This window comes from Paraburkholderia fungorum (assembly GCF_046026025.1).
GTDB lineage: Bacteria > Pseudomonadota > Gammaproteobacteria > Burkholderiales > Burkholderiaceae > Paraburkholderia > Paraburkholderia fungorum_E.
Window position 1 is genome coordinate 19,146 of sequence record NZ_JAQQFL010000042.1, and the last position, 22,284, is coordinate 41,429.

General features: G+C 62.3%; 20 protein-coding genes. 12 read left to right on the forward strand and 8 right to left on the reverse strand.

Annotated features, from left to right (window positions below):
* Positions 1–99 precede the first annotated feature (99 nt).
* The 3 genes from thrC to PQR67_RS33090 form a co-directional block, all read right to left on the reverse strand.
* Positions 100–1,551, reverse strand: a complete 1,452-nt coding sequence (gene thrC / locus PQR67_RS33080; RefSeq protein WP_408467011.1) for a threonine synthase — start codon at positions 1,549–1,551, stop codon at positions 100–102.
* 7 nt (positions 1,552–1,558) lie between these two features.
* Positions 1,559–2,890 carry a homoserine dehydrogenase gene (locus PQR67_RS33085; protein WP_408467012.1) on the reverse strand — a complete coding sequence of 444 codons (1,332 nt, stop codon included), beginning with the start codon at positions 2,888–2,890 and terminating at the stop codon, positions 1,559–1,561.
* 85 nt (positions 2,891–2,975) lie between these two features.
* Positions 2,976–4,223, reverse strand: a complete 1,248-nt coding sequence (locus tag PQR67_RS33090) for a pyridoxal phosphate-dependent aminotransferase (protein WP_408467013.1) — start codon at positions 4,221–4,223, stop codon at positions 2,976–2,978.
* A gap of 562 nt (positions 4,224–4,785) precedes the next feature.
* Here PQR67_RS33090 and PQR67_RS33095 point away from each other — a divergent pair.
* The 12 genes from PQR67_RS33095 (at position 4,786) to PQR67_RS33150 (ending at position 18,151) form a co-directional block, all read left to right on the forward strand.
* Complete coding sequence (locus tag PQR67_RS33095) at positions 4,786–5,160, forward strand: Mth938-like domain-containing protein (protein WP_408467014.1); 375 nt, start codon at positions 4,786–4,788, stop codon at positions 5,158–5,160.
* Positions 5,161–5,390: 230 nt separating this feature from the next.
* Positions 5,391–7,154: a glycosyltransferase family 39 protein gene (locus PQR67_RS33100; protein WP_408467015.1), complete on the forward strand. Its 1,764-nt coding sequence runs from the start codon at positions 5,391–5,393 to the stop codon at positions 7,152–7,154.
* Positions 7,155–7,179: 25 nt separating this feature from the next.
* Positions 7,180–7,551 (forward strand): DMT family transporter, encoded by a 372-nt coding sequence (locus PQR67_RS33105; protein WP_408467016.1) that lies wholly within the window; start codon positions 7,180–7,182, stop codon positions 7,549–7,551.
* A 258-nt stretch (positions 7,552–7,809) separates the two neighbouring features.
* Positions 7,810–8,961, forward strand: a complete 1,152-nt coding sequence (locus PQR67_RS33110; RefSeq protein WP_408467017.1) for a DegT/DnrJ/EryC1/StrS family aminotransferase — start codon at positions 7,810–7,812, stop codon at positions 8,959–8,961.
* 6 nt (positions 8,962–8,967) lie between these two features.
* On the forward strand, positions 8,968–10,011 hold the full coding sequence (locus PQR67_RS33115; RefSeq protein WP_408467018.1) for a glycosyltransferase: 1,044 nt from the start codon (positions 8,968–8,970) through the stop codon (positions 10,009–10,011).
* On the forward strand, positions 10,008–10,955 hold the full coding sequence (locus tag PQR67_RS33120; RefSeq protein WP_408467019.1) for a formyltransferase: 948 nt from the start codon (positions 10,008–10,010) through the stop codon (positions 10,953–10,955). Before PQR67_RS33115 ends, PQR67_RS33120 begins: the two co-directional genes overlap by 4 nt.
* Complete coding sequence (locus PQR67_RS33125) at positions 10,952–11,998, forward strand: bifunctional UDP-4-keto-pentose/UDP-xylose synthase (RefSeq protein WP_211617080.1); 1,047 nt, start codon at positions 10,952–10,954, stop codon at positions 11,996–11,998. Before PQR67_RS33120 ends, PQR67_RS33125 begins: the two co-directional genes overlap by 4 nt.
* A gap of 10 nt (positions 11,999–12,008) precedes the next feature.
* Positions 12,009–12,902, forward strand: coding sequence for a polysaccharide deacetylase family protein (locus PQR67_RS33130; RefSeq protein ID WP_408467020.1), 894 nt, complete (start codon positions 12,009–12,011; stop codon positions 12,900–12,902).
* 156 nt (positions 12,903–13,058) lie between these two features.
* Positions 13,059–13,520 (forward strand): peroxiredoxin, encoded by a 462-nt coding sequence (locus PQR67_RS33135; protein ID WP_054034536.1) that lies wholly within the window; start codon positions 13,059–13,061, stop codon positions 13,518–13,520.
* Between the two features lie 347 nt (positions 13,521–13,867).
* Positions 13,868–15,742 carry a PhoH family protein gene (locus PQR67_RS33140; RefSeq protein WP_408467021.1) on the forward strand — a complete coding sequence of 625 codons (1,875 nt, stop codon included), beginning with the start codon at positions 13,868–13,870 and terminating at the stop codon, positions 15,740–15,742.
* Positions 15,743–15,947: 205 nt separating this feature from the next.
* Positions 15,948–17,159 (forward strand): NlpC/P60 family protein, encoded by a 1,212-nt coding sequence (locus PQR67_RS33145; protein WP_408467022.1) that lies wholly within the window; start codon positions 15,948–15,950, stop codon positions 17,157–17,159.
* A gap of 188 nt (positions 17,160–17,347) precedes the next feature.
* Positions 17,348–18,151 carry an SDR family oxidoreductase gene (locus PQR67_RS33150; RefSeq protein ID WP_120348271.1) on the forward strand — a complete coding sequence of 268 codons (804 nt, stop codon included), beginning with the start codon at positions 17,348–17,350 and terminating at the stop codon, positions 18,149–18,151.
* Between the two features lie 67 nt (positions 18,152–18,218).
* Here the strand turns inward: PQR67_RS33150 and PQR67_RS33155 are convergent, their stop codons facing one another.
* From PQR67_RS33155 to rpsR, 5 genes are all read right to left on the reverse strand, one after another.
* Positions 18,219–19,229, reverse strand: coding sequence for an inorganic phosphate transporter (locus PQR67_RS33155; RefSeq protein ID WP_408467023.1), 1,011 nt, complete (start codon positions 19,227–19,229; stop codon positions 18,219–18,221).
* Entirely contained in the window at positions 19,229–19,855 is a 627-nt protein-coding gene (locus tag PQR67_RS33160) for a DUF47 domain-containing protein (protein ID WP_408467024.1), read from the reverse strand. Before PQR67_RS33160 ends, PQR67_RS33155 begins: the two co-directional genes overlap by 1 nt.
* A 140-nt stretch (positions 19,856–19,995) precedes the next feature.
* Positions 19,996–21,381 carry a replicative DNA helicase gene (locus PQR67_RS33165; protein WP_408467025.1) on the reverse strand — a complete coding sequence of 462 codons (1,386 nt, stop codon included), beginning with the start codon at positions 21,379–21,381 and terminating at the stop codon, positions 19,996–19,998.
* A gap of 147 nt (positions 21,382–21,528) precedes the next feature.
* Positions 21,529–21,981, reverse strand: coding sequence for a 50S ribosomal protein L9 (gene rplI / locus PQR67_RS33170; protein ID WP_408467026.1), 453 nt, complete (start codon positions 21,979–21,981; stop codon positions 21,529–21,531).
* Between the two features lie 27 nt (positions 21,982–22,008).
* On the reverse strand, positions 22,009–22,284 hold the full coding sequence (rpsR, locus tag PQR67_RS33175) for a 30S ribosomal protein S18 (protein ID WP_012432802.1): 276 nt from the start codon (positions 22,282–22,284) through the stop codon (positions 22,009–22,011).

Genomic DNA, 22,284 nt, shown 5'->3' on the forward strand with positions numbered 1-22,284 from the left:
TTCCGGCGGCGCTGCGCGCGCCGTGGCGGTGGTTCCGGAAACACGGTTTCGCTTTGCGGAGCCTCGAACGCGACCCCGTCGCGTTCGAGGCTCACGGTGTTACTTGCCCGTGTTTGCGACGATGAAGTCCTTTACGCGCTGGACGTCCGCCGGCAACACCTCGAATCGCTGCGGTAGCGATTCCAGTCCCGAAAACGCGGCGGGGCGCTCCGGTTCGCGCAGCAGTGCTTCGCGGATCGTTTCGCCAAACTTGATCGGTTGCGCCGTTTCCAGCACGATCATCGGGATGCCCGCCTGCAAATGCTCGCGTGCCACCTTCAGGCCGTCTGCCGTGTGCGTGTCGATCATCGTGTCGTAGCGCTCGAAAACGTCGCGGATCGCGTCCACTCGGTCCTCGTGACTGCTGCGGCCCGACACGAAACCGAATTCCTGCACGCGCGCAAAATCGCCGCTCGCCGCAAGGTCGAAACCACCCTTCTCTTCGACATCCCGGAACAGTTGCAGCACGCGTGCCGGGTCGCGGCCCAGCAGGTCGAACACGAAACGCTCGAAGTTCGATGCCTTCGAAATGTCCATGCTCGGGCTGCTCGTGTGGTACGTCTCAGCCGCCTTGCGCACACGGTAAATACCCGTGCGGAAGAACTCGTCCAGCACGTCGTTTTCGTTCGTGGCGACCACCAGCTTCTCGATCGGCAAACCCATCATGCGCGCGATGTGGCCCGCGCACACGTTGCCGAAATTGCCCGACGGCACCGTGAACGAGACACGCTCGTCGTTCGACTTCGTCGCGGCAAAGTAGCCCTTGAAGTAATACACGACCTGCGCCACGACGCGCGCCCAGTTGATCGAGTTGACCGTGCCGATCTTGTACTTCGCCTTGAACGCGTGGTCGTTCGAGACCGCCTTCACGATGTCCTGGGCGTCGTCGAACACACCCTCCACCGCGATGTTGAAAATGTTCGGGTCCTGCAGGCTGTACATCTGCGCGGTCTGGAACGCACTCATCTTCTTGTGCGGCGAGAGCATGAACACGCTAATGCCCTTTTTGCCACGCATCGCATATTCCGCCGCGCTGCCGGTGTCGCCCGAAGTCGCGCCGAGAATGTTCAGCGTCTCGCCGTGTCTGGCCAGTGCGTACTCGAACAGGTTGCCGATCAACTGCATCGCCATGTCCTTGAACGCGAGCGTCGGACCGTTCGACAGTTCCAGCAGCGACAGCGGCGCGCCGTTCTCGACACCTAACGTCTTCAACGGCGTGATCTGCGCGGCGCTTTCGTCGTCGCGCACATGGCAATACGTTTCGGCCGTGTACGTCTTGCGCGTCAGCGCGCGCAGGTCTTCGGCGGGAATGTCGTCGCTGAACTTCGACAGGATCTCGAAGGCGAGATCCGCGTACGGCAGCGTGCGCCAGCGCGCCAGTTCGTCAGCGGTGACGCGCGGATATTCCGCCGGCAGGTACAGGCCGCCATCTTTCGCGAGACCGCCCAGCAGAATATCGGAAAACGTATGGTGCTCGCCGGCTCCGGCGCCGCGCGTAGAGAGGTAGTTCATATTCGGCCTAGTTCAGCGCTTCCATGCGCAGCTTCGTGACTTGCGAGACAACGGTCTTCAACGCTTCGATCGTTTTGATCGCGGCGTTGACGTGCTTTTCAACCGTTTCGTGCGTAATCAGGATGATGTCGGTTTCGCCCTTGCCGTTGGCGTCGACCTGCTCCGATTCCTTCTGCAGCAGCGCGTCGATCGAGATGCCCGTATCCGCCAGAATGCGCGTGATGTCGGCCAGCACGCCGGTCACGTCCGCCACGCGCAGACGCAGGTAGTAGCCGCTCGTTACCTCGTCGATCGGCAGGATCGGCGTACTCGACAGGCTGTCCGGCTGGAACGCCAGATGCGGCACGCGATGCTCCGGATCCGCAGTATGCAAACGCGTCACGTCGACCAGATCCGCCACCACGGCGGATGCCGTCGGCTCCGCGCCCGCGCCCTTGCCGTAGTAAAGCGTGGAGCCAACCGCGTCGCCGTGCACGACAACCGCGTTCATCGCGCCTTCCACGTTCGCGAGCAGACGCTTCTCCGGAATCAGCGTGGGATGCACGCGCAATTCGATGCCCTTGTCCGTGCGGCGCGAGATGCCGAGCAACTTGATGCGGTAGCCAAGTTCCTCGGCGTATTTGATGTCGATTGCCGCCAGCTTGCTGATGCCTTCGACGTACGCCTTGTCGAATTGCACCGGCACGCCGAACGCGATCGCGCTCATGATCGTCGCCTTGTGGGCAGCGTCCACGCCTTCGATGTCGAAAGTCGGATCGGCTTCGGCGTAACCCAGTTCCTGCGCGGCTTTCAGGGCGGTCGCGAAGTCGAGCCCACGGTCGCGCATCTCCGAAAGGATGTAGTTCGTCGTACCGTTGATGATGCCGGCAATGTACTGGATGCGATTGGCCGTGAGCCCCTCGCGCAGCGCCTTGATGATCGGAATGCCGCCCGCCACCGCCGCCTCGAACGACACCATCACGCCATTGGCGCGCGCCGCCTCGAAAATCTCCGTGCCATGCACCGCGAGCAGCGCCTTGTTGGCCGTAACCACATGCTTGCGGTTTTTGATCGCGCGCAGGACGAGATCGCGTGCCACGCCCGTGCCGCCGATCATTTCCGCCACGATATCGATCGACGGATCGTCGACCACCGCGTTGAAGTCGTCGGTCAGCGCCACGGTGCCGGCCTCACTGCCGAGCGCCGCTGTCGCCTTGGCGGGATTGCGCACGGCAATGCGCGTAATCTCAATGCCACGACCCGCGCGGCGTTTGATTTCTTCCTGATTGCGGCGCAGTACCGTGAAGGTGCCGCTGCCTACCGTGCCGAAGCCCAGCAGTCCAACTTTGATCGGTTCCATGCAGCGTGTGTTTTCGAGTAAGTGATTAAAAGGAAACTAAGGCAACTGGGGCTGGTAGCGGCGCGCGCCTCGCGCGCCGTCCATCTCAAGCTGTGTGGCGTTTGCGGTAGCCGTCGAGAAAGCGCGCGATCCGGTTGATCGAATCCGCGAGGTCGTCCACGTTCGGCAGGAACACGACGCGGAAGTGATCCGGCGTCTTCCAGTTGAAACCGGTGCCTTGAACCAGCAGCACGCGCTCTTCCAGCAGAAGGTCGAGAATGAACTGCTGATCGTCCTGGATCGGATAAATCTTCGGATCGAGGCGTGGGAACATGTACAGCGCCGCCTCGGGCTTCACGCAACTCACGCCGGGGATGGCCGTCAACATGTCATACGCGAGTTCGCGCTGTTTGTACAGGCGCCCGCTCGGCACGATCAGGTCGTTGATGCTCTGATAGCCGCCGAGCGCGGTCTGGATCGCGTACTGGCCGGGCACGTTCGGGCACAGGCGCATCGAGGCCAGAATGCCGAGCCCTTCGAAGTAGTCTTTGCCATTGCGGCGGTTCTCGCCGGTCAGGCCCGAAATGAACATCCAGCCGGCGCGGTAGCCGCACGAACGGTAACTCTTCGAGAGGCTATTGAATGTGACAGTGAGCACATCTTCGGAGAGCGCGGCCATCGACGTGTGCTTCTTGCCGTCGTAGACGATCTTGTCGTAGACCTCGTCGGCGAAAATCACGAGGCCGTGCTGGCGGGCAATCTCGATCAGGCCGAGCAGCAGTTCGTCCGAGTACAACGCGCCGGTAGGGTTGTTCGGATTGATGACGACGAGCGCGCGCGTATTCGGCGTGATTTTCGCGCGGATGTCATCCAGATCGGGCATCCAGCGGTTCGATTCGTCGCAGATGTAATGCACCGGCGTACCGCCCGACAGGCTGACGCCCGCGGTCCACAGCGGGTAGTCCGGCGCGGGTAGCAATACTTCGTCGCCGTCGTTCAGAAGGCCTTGCAGCGCCATCACAATCAGTTCGGAGGCGCCATTGCCGATGTAGATGTCGTCCAGTTCGACGCCGTGCACGCCCTTTTGCTGGGTGTAATGCATGATCGCCTTGCGCGCGGCGAACACCCCCTTGGAATCCGAGTAGCCCGACGAGCCCGGCAGATTCAGGATCATGTCCTGGATGATTTCATCCGGAGCCTCGAAGCCGAACGGCGCGAGATTGCCGATGTTCAGCTTGATGATGCGGTGACCCTCTTCTTCGAGCCGCTTTGCATGTTCAAGGACGGGCCCGCGAATGTCGTAGCAGACATTCAACAACTTGTTGGATTTGAGAATCGGTTTCACGGCGGGCACTTCATCCTGTTGATGAGCTTGGGCGAAAAAGCAGGGGCAAAAAAACGGAACCCAGGCAAATCCGCCGACACGGGAAATTATGACGGGGCACGCCCGCCAGACACGGATCGGACCGCCAGACGCGGATTGGGCCGGCTTACCGGACTGCTCAGGCGCGCGTCCGGCGGATTGCGCCGGTGCTGCAGCCAAACAGACCCAAAGCAGGCAAAAACAGTCGAAAAACCGACAAAAGCGGGCAGAACCAGGCAAAACCCGGCCGGTAGCCGGTGGGCCGCACCCGTGCCCTCAGCGCGGCTTATGACGGCACATGAGGCAGCACCCAGCGTGGCCGCCGGGGTGACCCTAGGGTAACCATTGACCGAGGGGCTCCGCCAAGCGGCTAAAAAGTTATAATTTAGCGGATTTTGGCCGACTTCCGCAATGCACCAACCGCAACGGCAAGCCTTTTCGGCCCCTTCTGTGCCATTCGCGTGTCGCACTCGCGTCAAACCGCCTTGCTTGCGCTCTGCCCGGCCAGGCCGCCAACACGCATGATGGCTCGCGACGACTTCGGAAAACGAATTTGAAATTACATCAGGATCCCAGCGGCGCCCTCAACACCGTCACCGGCTACGGCGCCGACTATGTCGAAATCAATCTGGTGCGCCATTCCGGCAGCATTCTCGTGCTGCCGGAAGCGCCAGTGATTCCTTGGCCCGTCGCCTCTTTCGAGGACCTGAGCGCCGAACACTTCGCCATGCTGGTGGACGCCGCGCCCGAAGTGGTCATATTCGGCAGCGGCGAGCGGCTGCGCTTCCCGCATCCGCGCCTGACCGCGGCGCTCACCGCCAAACGCATCGGCGTCGAAACAATGGACTTCAAGGCCGCCTGCCGTACCTACAACATTCTGATGGCCGAGGGCCGCAAGGTCGCGGCCGCGTTGCTGATCGAAGCGTAGCGGCGCCGCGCGCGCGGCGAAGTTGGCGCCGAGGTGGCATTGAGTTGCCGTGCAGGCACGCCCGCCATGCGGGGTACCCGCAGCGCGCGCAGCCGCCGGAGCGGCGCCACCGCTCGCCGCATCCCGGCCGATAACGTACACTGCGCGCCATTGGCGCCACGCCGGCACTCGCCCTTCCCAAATAACAGCGCCTCGCCGCTCACGCGGCGTCGCCAAAAAGGTTGAAATCCATGAACGATACGCCGACAAGGCTACCGCTCAATCGCACCACGATCCTGCTGCTCGTGCTGGCCCTCGCCGTGATCTGGTTCGTGCCGCTCGGCTGGCGCCACCTGCTGCCGAGCGACGAAGGCCGCTACGCCGAAATGGCGCGCGAAATGTTCGTCACCGGCGACTGGGTCACACCGCGCTATAACGGCTACAAGTATTTCGAGAAACCACCGCTACAAACCTGGGCGAACGCGCTCACGTTCGCGTGGTTCGGCATCGGCGAATGGCAGGCGCGGCTTTACACCGCGCTGACGGGCTTTGCCGGCGTGCTGTTGATCGGCTTCACCGGAGCGCGCGTATTCAATACGGCGACCGGCGTGTTCGCGGCGATCGTGCTGGCCACGTCGCCCTACTGGAACCTGATGGGCCACTTCAACACGCTCGACATGGGCCTGTCGTTCTGGATGGAGCTGACGCTCTGCGCGCTGCTGCTGGCGCAGCGCCCCAACCTGCCTCGCGCCAACGTACGGGCATGGATGTGGGTGTGCTGGGGGTCGATGGCGCTCGCGGTGCTGTCCAAGGGGCTTGTCGGCGTGATCCTGCCCGGTGCCGTGCTCGTTCTGTACACCCTTGCCGCGCGCGACTGGGCCGTGTGGAAGCGCCTGCATCTGATCGGCGGCCTGATCGTGTTCTTCGCGATCGTCACGCCATGGTTCGTGCTGGTCCAGCAGCGCAACCCGGAATTCCTGAACTTCTTCTTCATCGTTCAGCAGTTCAAGCGCTATCTGACGCCTGAGCAGAACCGCCCGGGCCCGCTCTATTACTTCGTGCCGGTGCTGCTGGTCGGTTTCCTGCCGTGGTTGTCGGTCACGCTGCAAAGTTTTCGCCATGCATGGCGTCTGCCGCGCCAGCCGAACGGCTTCGCGCCGGTCACGCTGATGCTGGTGTGGACCGCGTTCATCTTCCTGTTCTTCAGCGCGTCCCACTCCAAGCTGCTCTCCTACACGCTGCCGATCGCCCCGCCGATCGCGCTTGTCATCGGCATGTACCTGCCGCTCGTCACACGTGACCAGTTGCGCCGCCATCTGGCTGGCTACGCGCTATTTCTCGTGGTCGCCGCATTTGCCGCGCTGTTCATGTCGCGCTTCGGCAACGCGCGCAACCCCACGGAGCTGTACGTCGAATACCGCGTCTGGGTACTGGCGGCGCTCGGTGTCGCCTTCGTGTTCACGTTGTTTGCGCTGTGGCTGAACCGCCGCAGCCGCGCCGGCACGCTCGGCGCCGTCGCGAGCTTCGGCGCGGCGTGGCTGCTGCTCGGCACGATCGCCGGCACGGGTCACGAAGTGTTCGGCCGCCTGAGTTCCGGCGCGCCGCTCGCGCCCGCGATCAAGGCCGAAATCGCAAAGCTGCCGGCCGACACGCCGTTCTACTCGGTCGGCGTGCTCGACCACACGCTGCCGTTCTACGTCGACCATACGATGATCATGGTCGAACATCCTGACGAACTGGCATTCGGCATCTCCGTCGAACCGCAGAAATGGGTGCCGACGGTCGACGCATGGATCGAGCGCTGGAAGGCCGAGCGCTATGCGCTCGCGCTGATCCCGCCGTCGACTTACGACCGGTTGCTCAAAGAGGGGCTGCCGATGCAGGTGATCGCGCGCGACTCGCGCCGGGTGGTGGTGGCCAAGCCCGTGGCGGCGCCCGCTGCCGCCTCCGACGCGGCAGCACCAGGCGCACCGGCGCAGGATGCAGCCGCGCCAGTAGAAAAACCACAACAATGACCCCATCTCAGGAACTGACCGTTCGATGAACCCGATTTCGCTCTTTTGCATCCTCGCCGGCGTCACGTTGAACGCCGGCGCGCAGTTGCTGCTCAAAGCTGGAACGAATGCCGTTGGACACTTCGAATTCACCCGTGCGAACATCCTGCCCATCGCCTTCCGGCTCGCGACGCAGCCGCCGATCATTGGCGGACTCGCCTGCTACGTGATCAGCGTGGCCGTGTGGGTGGTCGGACTCTCGCGGGTGGACGTATCGATTGCCTATCCGATGTTGTCACTCGGATACGTCGTCAACGCGTTCGCGGCGTGGTATTTATTCGGCGAAATGATGTCCGTGCAGAAGCTGGTGGGGATCGGCGTCATCCTGATCGGCGTCGTCGTGCTGGCGCGCAGCTAGGCTGCCACGTCCCCGGCCGCGCTGTGCCGGGCATGATTTATTACCGTTTGTTGCGGGCGCCGGTGCGGGCTCTGCGAGAATGCCGGCTGCAAAGATGCAGTAAGCCGGGCACCGCCGCCGGCTCAGTAACACTTAAGTCTGGCCGCGGTAAGCTTGGCGGCTGCGCCCTTTTTTTAGTTGTGGCCTTGGGTTTGCGGGTAGTTTGTGATCTACTTCGCGCCCTTCGGGCTGCGTCCCTTTCAATCGAGCGAAGCATTCATGAGCCAGTCAACAGTCCCGTTTTTGCCGTTTGTCAAACCTGAGATCGATGAAGAAACGATTCAGGGCGTCGCCGACGTGCTCCGCTCCGGTTGGATCACGACCGGCCCGCAGAACCAGAAATTCGAAGCGGCGTTGTCCGAATTCTGCGGCGGCCGCCCCGTGCGCACGTTCAATTCCGGCACGGCGACGCTCGAAATCGGGCTGCGTATCGCCGGCGTGGGCGAAGGCGACGAGGTCATCACCAGCCCCGCCTCGTGGGTCGCGACCAGTAATGTGGTCTATGAGACCGGCGCGACGCCGGTGTTCGCCGACATCGATCCGGTAACCCGCAACATCGACCTGGATCTGCTGGAAAAGGCCATCACGCCGCGCACCAAGGCGATCATTCCGGTTTACCTGTCGGGCCTGCCGGTCGACATGGACCGCTTGTACGCAATTGCCCGCGCCCACAAGCTGCGCGTGATCGAAGACGCCGCACAGGCATTCGGCTCGACGTGGAACGGCGAGCGCATCGGCAAACTCGGCGATATGGTCTCGTTCAGCTTCCACGCGAACAAGAATCTGACCTCGATCGAAGGCGGCGCACTGGTGCTGAACAACGAGGAAGAAGCGATCCTCGCCCAGAAATACCGCCTGCAAGGCATCACCCGTACCGGCTTCGACGGCATGGACTGCGACGTGCTGGGCGGCAAGTACAACCTGACGGATGTCGCCGCGCGCGTCGGCCTCGGTCAGTTGCCGCATCTGGCGCGGTTCCTCTCGCAACGCAAAAAACTCGTGCGCGCCTATTTCGCCGGGCTCGAAGGCGGCGCGGCGGTCAAGCTGGGCATCGGCCTGCCGTTTGCCGACTTCGAAAACAGCAACTGGCACATGTTCCAGATCACGCTGCCGCTCGAAAAACTGTCGATCGACCGCGCCGGGTTCATGGGTGAACTGAAAGAGCGCGGCATTGGTTCAGGCGTGCACTATCCGGCGATTCACCTGTTCTCGCTGTACCGTGCGCGCGGCTTCAAGGAAGGGATGTTCCCGCACGCGGAGCGCTTCGGCGCCACCACGGTCACGCTGCCGCTGTTCACGCTGATGAACGAAGGCGATGTGGAGCGCGTCTGCCGCGCGGTCAATGAAATTTGCGAACAATACGGAAAATAAGCGGAAATGATTTATTCGGAACATCGCGCCGTCGCACCGGAAGTGTCGATCATCATCCCGGTGTACAACGAGGAAGCCGGGCTGGCCGCGCTGTTCGCGCGCCTCTACCCGGCGCTCGACGCGCTCGGCACCGGCTATGAAGTGATCTTCATCAACGACGGCAGCCGCGACAAATCCGCCGCCCTGCTCGCCGAGCAGTTCCGCGCGCGGCCCGACACGACCCGCGTGATCCTGCTGAACGGCAACTACGGCCAGCACATGGCGATTCTGGCGGGCTTCGAGCAATCGCGCGGCGAGATCGTCATTACGCTCGACGCCGATCTGCAGAATCCGCCGGAAGAAATCGGCAAGCTGGTCAACAAGATGCGTGAAGGCTACGACTATGTCGGCACGATCCGTCTGCAACGCCAGGACAGCCTGTGGCGCCGCAAGGCCTCGCGCGCGATGAACCGCCTGCGCGAACGCATCACACGCATCAAGATGACCGACCAGGGCTGCATGCTGCGCGCCTACAGCCGGCACATCATCGACACGATCAACCGTTGCGGCGAGATCAACACGTTCATTCCGGCGCTTGCCTACACCTTCGCGCAGAATCCGGTCGAGATCGAAGTCGCGCACGAAGAACGATTTGCCGGCGAATCGAAGTACTCGCTTTACAGCCTGATCCGTTTGAATTTCGACCTGGTCACCGGCTTTTCGGTGGTCCCGCTGCAGTGGCTGTCGTTCATCGGCGTGATTCTGTCGCTCGGCTCCGCGGCGCTGTTCGTGCTGCTGCTGATTCGCCGCTTCATCATCGGTGCGGAAGTGCAAGGTGTGTTCACCCTGTTCGCCGTCATGTTCTTCCTGCTTGGCGTGATCATTTTCGCGTTGGGCCTGCTCGGTGAATACATCGGCCGGATCTACCAGCAGGTGCGCGCGCGTCCGCGTTATCTGGTGCAAACGATTCTCGAACAGCGCGACGGCACCACCGTGACCGAAGCGCCGCGCCAGACGGTGGTGCAGGCCGTGCAAGCCGCGCCGCTGATCGATCAGGGCCCGAACCCATGAAGCCGCGCGCTGTCGTATTCGCGTATCACAACGTCGGCGTGCGCTGCCTGCAGGTGCTGCTCGCGCGCGGCGTCGACGTGGCGCTGGTCGTCACGCACGAAGACAACCCGAGCGAAAACATCTGGTTCGGCAGCGTCGCCTCGGTGGCGGCCGAGCACGGGATTGCCGTCGTCACGCCGGCCGATCCGAAAAGCCCGGAACTGCGCGCCGCGCTCAGCGCCGCACGGCCGGACTTCATCTTCTCGTTCTATTACCGCCACATGTTGCCGGTCGACCTGCTGGCGCTCGCCGCACGGGGCGCTTACAACATGCACGGCTCGCTCCTGCCGAAATACCGCGGCCGCGTGCCGACCAACTGGGCGGTGATCCACGGCGAAACCGAAACCGGCGCGACGCTCCACGAAATGGCCGCCAAGCCCGACGCGGGCGCGATCATCGCGCAAACACCGGTGCCGATTCTGCCCGACGATACCGCCGCGCAAGTGTTCGACAAGGTCACCGTAGCCGCCGAACAGACCCTATGGCGCGTGCTCCCGGCTCTGCTTGCGGGCGAAGCGCCGCATCTGCCGAACGATCTGTCGCATGGCAGCTATTACGGCGGCCGCAAGCCGGAAGACGGCCGGATCGACTGGACGCAACCCGCGCAGCAGGTCTACAACCTGATCCGCGCGGTCGCGCCGCCCTATCCCGGCGCGTTTACCGATATCGCGGGCCATCGCTTCATCGTCGCCCGTGCGCGTCTGGCCACGCCTGGCGCGCTTCGCTCAGATTTGCCGCCGGGCCTGCACGTAAGCGATAATGCCGTTTTCGCGATATGCGGCGACGGCCGCTCGATCGCCATCCACGAATTGCGGCACCGGCATGACGGCAACGAAACCGTTGTCGCGCCGGCCGAATTCGCCCAGCTCATCCAAATTCCCCTCCAAACTCCCCGTTACTCATGAAAAAAGTCCTGATTCTGGGTGTGAACGGCTTCATCGGCCATCACCTGTCCAAACGCATTCTCGAAACGACCGATTGGGAAGTCTTCGGGATGGACATGCAGACCGAACGTCTGGGTGACCTGATCAATCATGAGCGGATGCACTTTTTCGAAGGTGACATCACGATCAACAAGGAGTGGGTCGAGTATCACATCAAGAAGTGCGATGTGATCCTGCCGCTGGTTGCGATCGCCACACCCGCCACGTACGTGAAACAGCCGCTGCGCGTGTTCGAACTCGACTTCGAAGCGAACCTGCCGATCGTGCGTTCGGCCGTCAAGTACGGTAAGCACCTCGTGTTCCCGTCGACCTCCGAGGTCTACGGCATGTGCACGGACGAGCAGTTCGACCCGGAAGAGTCGCAACTGTCGTATGGCCCGATCAACAAGCCGCGCTGGATCTACGCATGCTCCAAGCAGTTGATGGACCGCGTGATCTGGGGTTATGGCATGGAAGGCCTGAACTTCACGCTGTTCCGTCCGTTCAACTGGATCGGCCCGGGCCTCGATTCGATCTACACGCCGAAGGAAGGCAGTTCGCGCGTGGTCACGCAGTTCCTCGGCCATATCGTGCGCGGCGAGAACATCAGTCTGGTGGACGGCGGCGCACAAAAGCGCGCGTTCACGGATATCGACGACGGCATCGGCGCGCTGATGAAGATCATCGAAAACAAGGACGGTGTCGCCACGGGCAAGATCTACAACATCGGCAACCCGACCAACAACTTCTCGGTGCGTGAGCTCGCGCACAAGATGTTGACGCTGGCCGCCGAATTCCCGGAATACGCCGACCTCGCCAAGCAGGTGCAACTGGTCGAAACGTCCTCGGGCGCGTACTACGGTGCGGGCTATCAGGACGTGCAGAACCGTGTGCCGAAGATCGACAACACGATGCAGGAACTCGGCTGGGCGCCGAAGTCGACCTTCGACGAAGCGCTGCGCAAGATTTTCGAAGCGTACCGCGGCCATGTCGCCGAAGCGCGTGCCCTCGTCGAACAACAATAAGGCCTGATCCTTGGCTCGCATCGTCCTGAAGATCGACGTCGACACGCTGCGCGGCACCCGCGAAGGCGTGCCGAATCTCGCCCGTATCTTCGACCGCTTCAAGGCGCGCGCCACTTTCCTCTTCAGCCTCGGGCCCGACCACACCGGTTGGGCAATGCGCCGCGTGTTGCGCCCGGGCTTTCTGAAGAAGGTGTCGCGCACGTCGGTGGTCGAACATTACGGCATCAGGCAATTGATGTACGGCGTGCTGCTGCCTGGACCCGACATTGGCGTGAAGACCGCCGCGGAAATGCGCGCGATTCATGAAGCCGGTTTCGAATGTGGCATCCACACGTGGGACCACGTTTACTGGCAGGACAATGTGCGCTCGCAAGACCGCGAGTGGACCGAGAAGCAGATGCAGAAGAGCTTCAACCGCTTCATTGCGATCTTCGGCGCGCCGCCCGCCACGCACGGCGCGGCGGGCTGGCAGATGAACGGTCATGCGTTCGAGCAGATCGACGCGTGGGGCATGCATTACGCGTCCGACGGCCGTGGCCACTCGCCGTATCTGCCGGTGCTCAACGGCAGGCAACTGTCGCATGTGCAAATGCCCACCACGCTGCCCACGCTCGACGAAGTACTCGGCGTGGATGGGGTCGACGAGCACAACGTCGCCGCATGGATGCTGAAGCACACCGAAAACAATCCGCACGATCAGGTGTTCACGCTGCACGCGGAACTCGAAGGACAAAAGCTCGCGCCGATTTTCGAACAGCTGCTGGAAGGCTGGCGCGCGCAAGGCCACACCTTCGCGACCATGGGCGATTACTACGCCACGCTGGACCGCAGCACGCTGCCATCGTACCCTGTTACATGGGGCGAAATTCCAGGCCGCTCCGGCGAGTTGATTGTCCAGCCCTGACTGGTCAATCCATAGCCCGCACTGACGACCCGGCCGCCGCGCGAGCGACCACCACACGCGCCAGTCGCCCTCCCCGAAAGCCTCGATGCCAGGCCGGCGCCGCAGCAGTTGCAAGTGCAAGTGCTGCGGCGTCGGCCATAACAACCGGAGAACCTCGTGCCCATCGCAGTCGACCAACCCATCCCCGACTTCACCGCCCCCGCTACCGGTGGCGAGATCACGCTGTCCAAGCTGCGGGGCAAGAAGGTGGTGCTGTATTTCTACCCGAAGGACAATACGCCGGGCTGCACGACCGAAGGTCTGCAATTCCGCGATCTGTATCCGAAGTTCAAGAAAGCCGGCGCAGAAATTCTCGGCGTGTCACGCGACAGCCTGCGCTCCCATGACAATTTCAAGGCAAAGCTCGAACTACCGTTTCCGTTGATCTCGGACCCTGAGGAAACTTTGTGTGCACTCTTCGGCGTCATGAAATTGAAGAAAATGTATGGCAAAGAAGTGCGTGGGATCGAACGCTCCACGTTCCTGATCGACGCCGAAGGCGTGCTGCGCCAGGAGTGGCGCGGCGTGAAAGTGCCAGGGCATGTCGATGACATTCTGGAGGCTGTACAAGCGCTTTGAGGCGCGTTATATTGGGTTCCAATGAGTGCCTGTCCACCCCACACTTTTCGTCGCTGCGCCAGACTTGACGGCCGTTTTTCCGGTTCCGTCGAAGTCGTGAGGGGCAACGCGATAACCGAAGGCGAGCCGCTTGTCCCGTACGCCGGGGCGGCGGCTTTTTTAATTGCGCGCGGCCGATCGTTCACTCGGCTACGCGTTTCCGTTAAGGAGCCGATCGAAGACCAGGCGAACCGGCATCTCTAGACCGAATGCGCGCCTCCGGGCGCAAACTGCGTGCGCACTCACTGGCACCGGCAGAATGCGACAGGCGGCGCACGAAATGTGACCCGAATAATTCGAGGGAAACCATGCCTTTGCCTACCCCCCCCAGCAAGCTCGGCAATCTCCTGCCGCCTGACGAATACAAGGCCAAAGCCGCCACGCCGGCGCGCTCCGCCGCGAAGAAACAGGCAGTCGGAGGGGAATCAGCAGAGTCGGCCGATTACGGCCGCGCGAACGTTGCCACACCGATGGCGCACGCCGCCAATGCCGCGACCACGTTGCGGCCCGTGCCGGCATCGTCGGCCTCCCCTGTTGCGTCCGCATCCGCCGAGCAAGCTGCACCGGCGCGTGGACGCAAATCGAAGCAGACCGCCGCCTTGCTGCAACCGGTTCCCGCTGCCCGTCCGCAAGCCGAGCCGGTTGCTGTTTCCGCGCCCGCTGCAAAATCGCAGCCGGTCGTCGCGCGCGCGCCAAGCGCGAAAGATCCGGCCGCCAGCACGCCCGCAGCCGTAGCACCCAGCACACGTGGCACCAGCAAGAAGCGCGGCGCAGCCGCAGACCCGCTCGAAATGCAGAAGCTTTTCGTGCTCGACACGAACGTGCTGATGCACGATCCAAGCTGCCTGTTCCGTTTCGAGGAACACGACGTCTATCTGCCGATGATGACGTTGGAAGAACTGGACAACCACAAGAAGGGCATGTCCGAAGTCGCGCGTAACGCTCGCCAGGTGAGCCGCACGCTGGACGCGTTGGTGGCGAACGCCGGCAATATCTCGGACGGCATTTCGCTGGCGCGTCTCGGCAGCCGTGAGGCGTCCGGGCGCCTGTACTTCCAGACCAAGCTCAACGCCATCGAGCCGGTCGAAGGTCTGCCGGAAGGCAAGGCCGACAACCAGATTCTCGGCGTGGTGCGCGCGCTGCAGCGCGACCGGATGGATCGCCAGGTCGTGCTGGTGTCGAAAGACATCAACATGCGCATCAAGGCGCATGCGCTCGGTCTGCCCGCGGAAGATTATTTCAACGACCAGGTGCTCGAAGACAGCGATTTGCTGTACTCGGGTATCCGCGCGCTGCCGCAGGATTTCTGGACCAAGCACGCGAAGGGCATGGAGAGCTGGCAGGACACCAAAACCGGCACCACGTATTACCGCGTGACGGGTCCGCTGTGCGCCTCGATGCTGGTGAACGAGTTCGTCTATCTGGAACCGCAGAACGGCGAGCCGGCGTTTCACGCGCTGGTGCGCGAGCTCAACGGCAAGACGGCGCTGCTGCAAACCTTGCGCGACTACGGCCACCACAAGAACAACGTGTGGGGCATCACGGCGCGCAATCGCGAGCAGAACTTCGCGCTGAACCTGTTGATGAATCCGGAGATCGACTTCGTCACGCTGCTGGGTCAGGCCGGCACCGGCAAGACGCTGGTCGCGCTCGCGGCCGGCCTGGCGCAGGTGCTCGACGACAAGCGCTACAACGAGATCATCGTGACGCGTGCAACGGTGCCGGTCGGTGAAGACATCGGCTTCCTGCCGGGTACGGAAGAGGAAAAAATGCAGCCGTGGATGGGTGCATTCGACGACAACCTCGAAGTCCTGCAGAAAACCGACGACGCCGCCGGCGAATGGGGCCGCGCCGCGACTCAGGAACTGATCCGCTCGCGCCTGAAGGTCAAGAGCATGAACTTCATGCGCGGCCGCACGTTCGTGGACAAGTATCTGATCATCGACGAGGCGCAAAACCTGACGCCGAAGCAGATGAAGACGCTGGTCACGCGCGCCGGTCCGGGCACGAAGATCATCTGTCTCGGCAATATCGCGCAGATCGATACGCCTTACCTCACGGAAGGCAGCTCGGGTCTGACGTACGTGGTCGACCGCTTCAAGGGTTGGGCGCACAGCGGGCACGTGACGCTGGCGCGCGGCGAACGTTCGCGCCTCGCGGATTACGCGTCGGAAATTCTTTAAGCTTCAACGCGTTAGCTTTAACCAAAAGCCGTGTTCGGGTTCGCCCGGACACGGCTTTTTTATTTCACGCGCGTTCACGACGGGCAACACTTAGCGCGCAAACTTCAAGTAATTTATCAAGAATTCTTGCCTGAGCTAGGTTTGACGGGCTACCATCCCGACATCGTCCGCCATTAAACGAGCGTTTACCGCTCTCTTCGTCTTCATGCGCCGACTCGCCTTCTCGCTGCTGACCGTTTTGCTGCTCGCCGCTTGCGCCGGCGCGCCGCAAAAGACATCGCGCGGGCCGGGTTCGTCGGTCGTGGTGACGAACGGCGCTTATCATGCGCCACCGCCGGGTTTCCCGAATTTTGTCGATCACAGCATCGGGCGTGAGGAAATCTCCATCCAGGCGATGAGCCTGGTCGGTATTCCATACCGCTGGGGTGGCAATACGCCCGATAGCGGCTTCGATTGCAGCGGATTGGTTCGCTATGTCGTGTCACGCGCCGCCTCTGTCAATCTGCCGCGCACCACGGCGGACATGAGCGGCCGCGGTGAATCGATCGAACCGGATGAAATCGCGCCGGGCGATCTGATTTTCTTCAACACCACCGGGCGCGCACATTCGCACGTCGGCATTTATGTGGGCAAGCTGCGCTTTGTCAACGCACCGTCGACGGGCGGCACCGTGCGGCTCGACTATCTGACCAATCCGTATTGGGCCAAGCGCTTCGACGGTATTCGTCGCGTGGCGGCGCCGGCTGCGACACCCGCGCCGTTCGATACACCGAGCTATCAGGCAGCGGCGCCTCAACCCGAACGTGTCGCGCCGGCGGCCCAAACTCGGCCCGCGCAGGCTTATGCGAGCACCGCACTGGCGGCGCAATCTTCGGGCTATGCGGCAACGCCTGTTGCATCACAGGCTTCCGGCTATACGGCGAACGCGGTGGCTCCGCAACAACCGGCTCGTGTCGCGGCGGCCATTCGTGCCCCGCTGACTGCGAACGGCCAACCTACGGTAGCCACTGCCGCAGCGCTGGCGCCGACGCCCCAAGCTGATCCGTTCGAGCCGCCGCCGCCCGGCATGAGCGCCGCGCAGATGCAAGCGCGCGCGGCAGGCGCGGTGTCTGCGGCGCCCCAGCCAGCCGTGCAAGCGAGTACGGTCGACGCGGCCGCGAGCACCTCGAATCAGCAGACGGCGACCGCGCGCGCTGAACCGCCAATGGCTGCCGCCCGCGCGCCGGATCCGATCGACGCCGCCGCCGATGCATTCGAGCCGCCGCCACCCGCTTCAGTCGCCGCACGCCAGGCTCAGCAAGCGGACGGGAGAGCCGGTGTGCGGATCATGCGCGCCTCGACCGCGTCACGCGGCATCCCTGCCCCCACGCAAACCTCCGACGACCCGATCGCGCGTTTCGCCAACGGCAATTTCTAAGGGTTGCGTTCAAGCCCGTCGTGGCTCTTGGCCCAAGCAGTAGCTTGTGGCGCGGTGGCACGTAGCCGCACCACCGCAGCCAGATCGCTCAGCGCAGCGCCCACACTCCGCACCTCGATCCCGTCCATCCCCGCTGCGCTGCCGATCTGCTATCGTCATCGATATTCTTCCGACAGCAGGTGATGACGATGGATCTCGGGCTGAAAGACAAGGTGGTGTTGATCACGGGCGGCAGCAAAGGGATCGGGTTCGCCTGCGCCCGGGCGTTCGCCCTCGAGGGGGCGAAGGTGGCGATCGTTTCGCGCGACCCCGCCAATCTCGCGCGCGCTTACGAACAGTTGAAGCAGGAAGGCCTGAACGTGCATCGGACCCGCGCCGACCTGCACGAACCGCACAGCGCAGCGGATATCGTCGAGGAAGTCTCCACCGCAGTCGGCCCAATCGACGTACTGATCAACAGCGCTGGCGCAGCCCGCCGCTACGACCCGGAAACGCTGGATGCCGACGCGTTCCGCGCGACCATGGAAGCCAAGTATTTCCCCTACATTTACCCGCAGCAGGAAGTGCTGAAGCGCATGGCCGAGCGCGTGAAAGCCGGCGGCGGCGCACCCGGCACGATCGTCAACATCATCGGCATGGGCGGCAAAATCGCGAGCGATATCCATATCGCCGGTGGCGCCGCCAATGCCGCGCTGATGCTCGCCACCGTCGGCCTCGCTCACTACTACGCGCGCTACGGCATTCGTATCAACGCGATCAATCCAGGTTCGACGCTGACCGAGCGCGTCGAGGAAGCGGTCAAACTGGAAGCGTCGCAGCAAGGCATCGAAAGCGCGGACGCGTTAGCGCGCGGGCAAGCTAAAGTGCCGCTCGGACGCTATGCAAAACCGGAAGAAATCGCTGACGTCGCGCTGTTTCTGGCGAGTCGCCGCGCGAGCTACGTGACGGGCGCAATCGTCCCGATGGATGGAGGCAGCGCGCCGCTGATCTGAGCGACGCGCTTTGTCAACAGCTTTATCAGCGCGGACCGCAAGCCGTCCGCGCTGTTCCGCTTGGCGCTTACAGGAAGCGGTGGCCGAGCCACCAGGCAGCCGCGGAGAGCGCTGCCGAGGCCGGGATCGTCAGAATCCACGCCCAGACGATGTTGCCGGCCACGCCCCAACGCACCGCGCTCAACTTCTGCGTCGCGCCGACACCGACGATCGCGCCGGTAATCGTATGCGTGGTGGACACCGGAATGCCAAGCCAGGACGCGGTGAACAGCGTAATCGCCCCACCTGTCTCGGCACAAAAACCACCGACGGGCTTCAGCTTGGTGATCTTCTGGCCCATCGTGCGCACAATCCGCCAGCCACCGAACAAGGTGCCGATACCCATCGACAGATAGCAGCCGCCGATCACCCACAGCGGCGGAGCGTCGGCGATCGATGAGGCGTAGCCGGTCGCGATCAGCAGCATCCAGATGATGCCGATGGTTTTCTGCGCGTCGTTACCGCCGTGGCCGAGGCTATACAAGCCCGCGGAAACCAGTTGCAGACGCCGGAAGCGCCGGTCGACCTTGCTCGGCGGTGTGCGGAAGTAGATCCACGATACGGCCAGCATGAAGAACGAGCCAAGGACGAAACCGAGCAGCGGGGAGATGAAAATGAAGGCAACCGTCTTCATCAATCCGTCGATATTGAGCGACCCCCAGCCTGACTTGGCCAGCGCCGCGCCCACCAGCCCACCGATCAGCGCATGCGATGAGCTGGACGGAATACCGTAATGCCACGTGATGATGTTCCAGCCGATCGCCCCCACCAGCGCGCCAAAAATGACGTAGTGGTCGACGATAGCCGGATCGATCGTGCCCTTGCCGACCGTCTGCGCCACTTTCAGGTGGAACACGAAATACGCGATCACGTTGAACGCCGCCGCGAAGGCCACGGCCTGCTGCGGCTTCAGTACACCGGTCGACACGACCGTGGCGATCGAATTCGCTGCGTCGTGGAAGCCATTCATGAAGTCGAAAATCAGTGCGACGGCGACCAGGCCGGCGACGACCCAGATAGCGAGTTGTATCGATTGCATTATGCGTTTTCCAGCACGATGCCTTCGATGATGTTCGCCACGTCTTCACACTTGTCGGTGATCGTTTCGAGCAGTTCGTAGATCGCCTTCAGCTTGATCAGCGTCTTGACGTTGTCTTCTTCGCGGAAAAGTTTCGACATGGCCGAACGCAGCACGCGGTCGGCTTCCGACTCCAGACGGTCGATGTCCTCGCATGCCTTCAGGATCTGGCTCGCCTGCTTCATGTCCGACAGCAGACTGACGGCGTACTGCACGCGCTCGGAGGTCGCCGTGCAGATGTGCGCCAACTGGCTCGCTTCGGAGGTCACCGCCTGCACGTCGTACAGCGAGATAGCGGTGGCGACGTCCTCCATCAGATCGAGGATGTCGTCCATTGTGGTGATCAGCTTGTGGATCTCGTCGCGGTCGAGCGGCGTGATGAAGGTCTTGTGCAGCAGGTCGATGGCTTCGTGCGTGAGCTTGTCAGCGGCCTTTTCGGCCTTCTGCACGTTTTGCTTGTGGGTCTCGGCGTCCTGCAGGTTGTCGATCAGCAGCTCGAGTTCACGGCTTGCTGAGACGATGCACGTTGCGTGCGCATTGAAAATTTCAAAGAACTTGCCCTCGGTGGGCATGAATCGACCGAACATTGGGATCCCGAAAATTGGTCACATTATGGCTGACATAAAACCGCCACATTGTACCGTTCCGGGATCGATGCCGCACTTTTGAAGGCGTCGTTACAACAGGTCCGGCAGTTATCTCCGCCGTCACCGCCGCAGCAACTTCTTTAGTCGCTGTAGAAATTCTGCGCGCCGGCAAAATTATCGAACTTCGTGAATTGACCATGGAACGTGAGCCGAACAGGGCCGATCGGACCATTCCGCTGCTTACCGATGATGATCTCCGCCGTGCCCTTGTCCGGGCTGTCCGGGTTGTACACCTCATCGCGATAGATGAACAGAATCACGTCCGCATCCTGTTCGATAGCGCCGGATTCGCGCAAGTCGGACATGATTGGCCGCTTGTTCGGCCGCTGTTCGAGACCGCGGTTAAGCTGCGACAACGCGATGACCGGCACGTCGAGTTCCTTGGCCAGACTCTTGAGCGAGCGCGAGATTTCCGAGATTTCGGTTGCCCGGTTTTCGCCCGACGACGACCCGCTCATCAACTGCAAATAGTCGATGATGATCAAGCCCAGCTTGCCGCACTGGCGCGATAAACGACGCGCGCGGGAGCGCAATTCCATCGGGTTCAAGCCGCCGGTTTCGTCGATGAAAATCTGCGCCTCGCTCATTTTCTGCACCGCGTGCGTGAGCTTCGGCCAATCCTCGTCAGTCAGGCGGCCAGTGCGCATGCGGTGCTGGTCGAGCCGGCCGACCGAACCCAGCATACGCATGGTGAGTTGCGAGCCCGGCATTTCCATGGAGAACACCGCGACCGGCAGGCCATACTCCACCGCCACGTATTCGCCGACGTTCATCGAAAACGCCGTTTTACCCATCGACGGGCGCCCCGCCACAATGATCAGCTCGCCGCCGTGCATACCGGACGTCATGCGGTCCAGATCGACGAAGCCAGTCGGCGTGCCGGTCACGTCGCTCGGATTGGCGGTGTGATACAGCGTGTCGATCCGCTCGACCACCTGGGTCAGCAAAGGGCCGATTTCCAGAAAACCCTGCGTACCGCGCGCGCCGTCTTCGGCGATCGAAAACACCTTCGACTCCGCCTCGTCCAGCAACTGGCGGACTTCCTTGCCCTGCGGATTGAAAGCGTCGGCAGAAATTTCGTCGGCGACAGAGACAAGGCGGCGCAATACAGCACGATCGCGCACGATTTCCGCGTAGCGGCGGATATTGGCCGCGCTCGGCGTGTTCTGCGCCAGCGCGTTCAGGTACGCGAGACCGCCGACCTCTTCCGCCTTGCCTGAAGTGCCGAGCGCCTCATACACGGTAATCACGTCGGCCGGACGCGTTGCCGCGATCAGCTTGCCGATGTGCTCAAAAATGATGCGGTGGTCGTATCGGTAAAAATCGCTCTGCGACAGGAAGTCGGCGATGCGGTCCCATGCCGCGTTGTCGAGCAGCAGGCCGCCCAGCACCGACTGCTCGGCTTCGATCGAATGCGGCGGGACCTTCAGCGACTCGATTTGGGGATCTTTGGACGGTGCGTTCATGGAGAGGAATTATCGGGTAAATGCGCGCGGAGGGAAATCAAAAACCGATACTTCGATACATCGAAAACGGGCAATAAAAAAGGCAGGGGCCGGTCACCCGGCCCCTGCCTTTCGCCAGCAACGTCCTGGCAGATACTAGTCTGATGCTTAGACGTGTTCGCCGATCACAGCCACGTTCACATCGACGAGAACGTCGGTGTGCAGCGAGATCTGAACAGCGTGTTCGCCAACCAGCTTCAGCGGGCCTTCCGGCAGACGCACTTGCGCCTTTTCCACTGCGAAGCCGAGCTTGACCAAAGCGTCAGCGATGTCGGCGTTCGTCACCGAACCAAACAGACGGCCGTCGACACCAGCCTTCTGATTGATCTGAACCGTCGAGCCGGCCAGCTTTTCGCCTTGAGCTTGAGCAGCAGCCAGCTTTTCAGCGGCGGTCTTTTCGAGTTCAGCGCGGCGAACTTCGAATTCAGCCAGGGCTTCCTTCGTTGCACGACGAGCTTGCTTGTTCGGGATCAGGAAGTTACGTGCGTAACCGTCCTTGACCTTCACGATATCGCCCAGGTTGCCCAGATTGACGACTTTTTCCAGAAGAATAATTTGCATTCGGATACTCCTTATCGCGTCGTCGGGTTAGGCCTTGTGCTGGTCGGTGTACGGCACCAGCGCGAGGAAACGTGCGCGCTTGATTGCCGTATCCAGCTGGCGTTGATAGTGCGACTTCGTACCCGTGAGACGCGCCGGCGTGATCTTGCCGTTTTCGCCGATGAAGTCCTTCAGCGTTTCGAGGTCTTTGTAGTCGATGTGATCGACGTTAGCGGCCGTGAAACGGCAGAACTTCTTGCGCTTGAAGAGCGGATTTTGTTGCTGACGACGTTTGTCGAATTTCTTACCAGTCGGGCGGGGCAT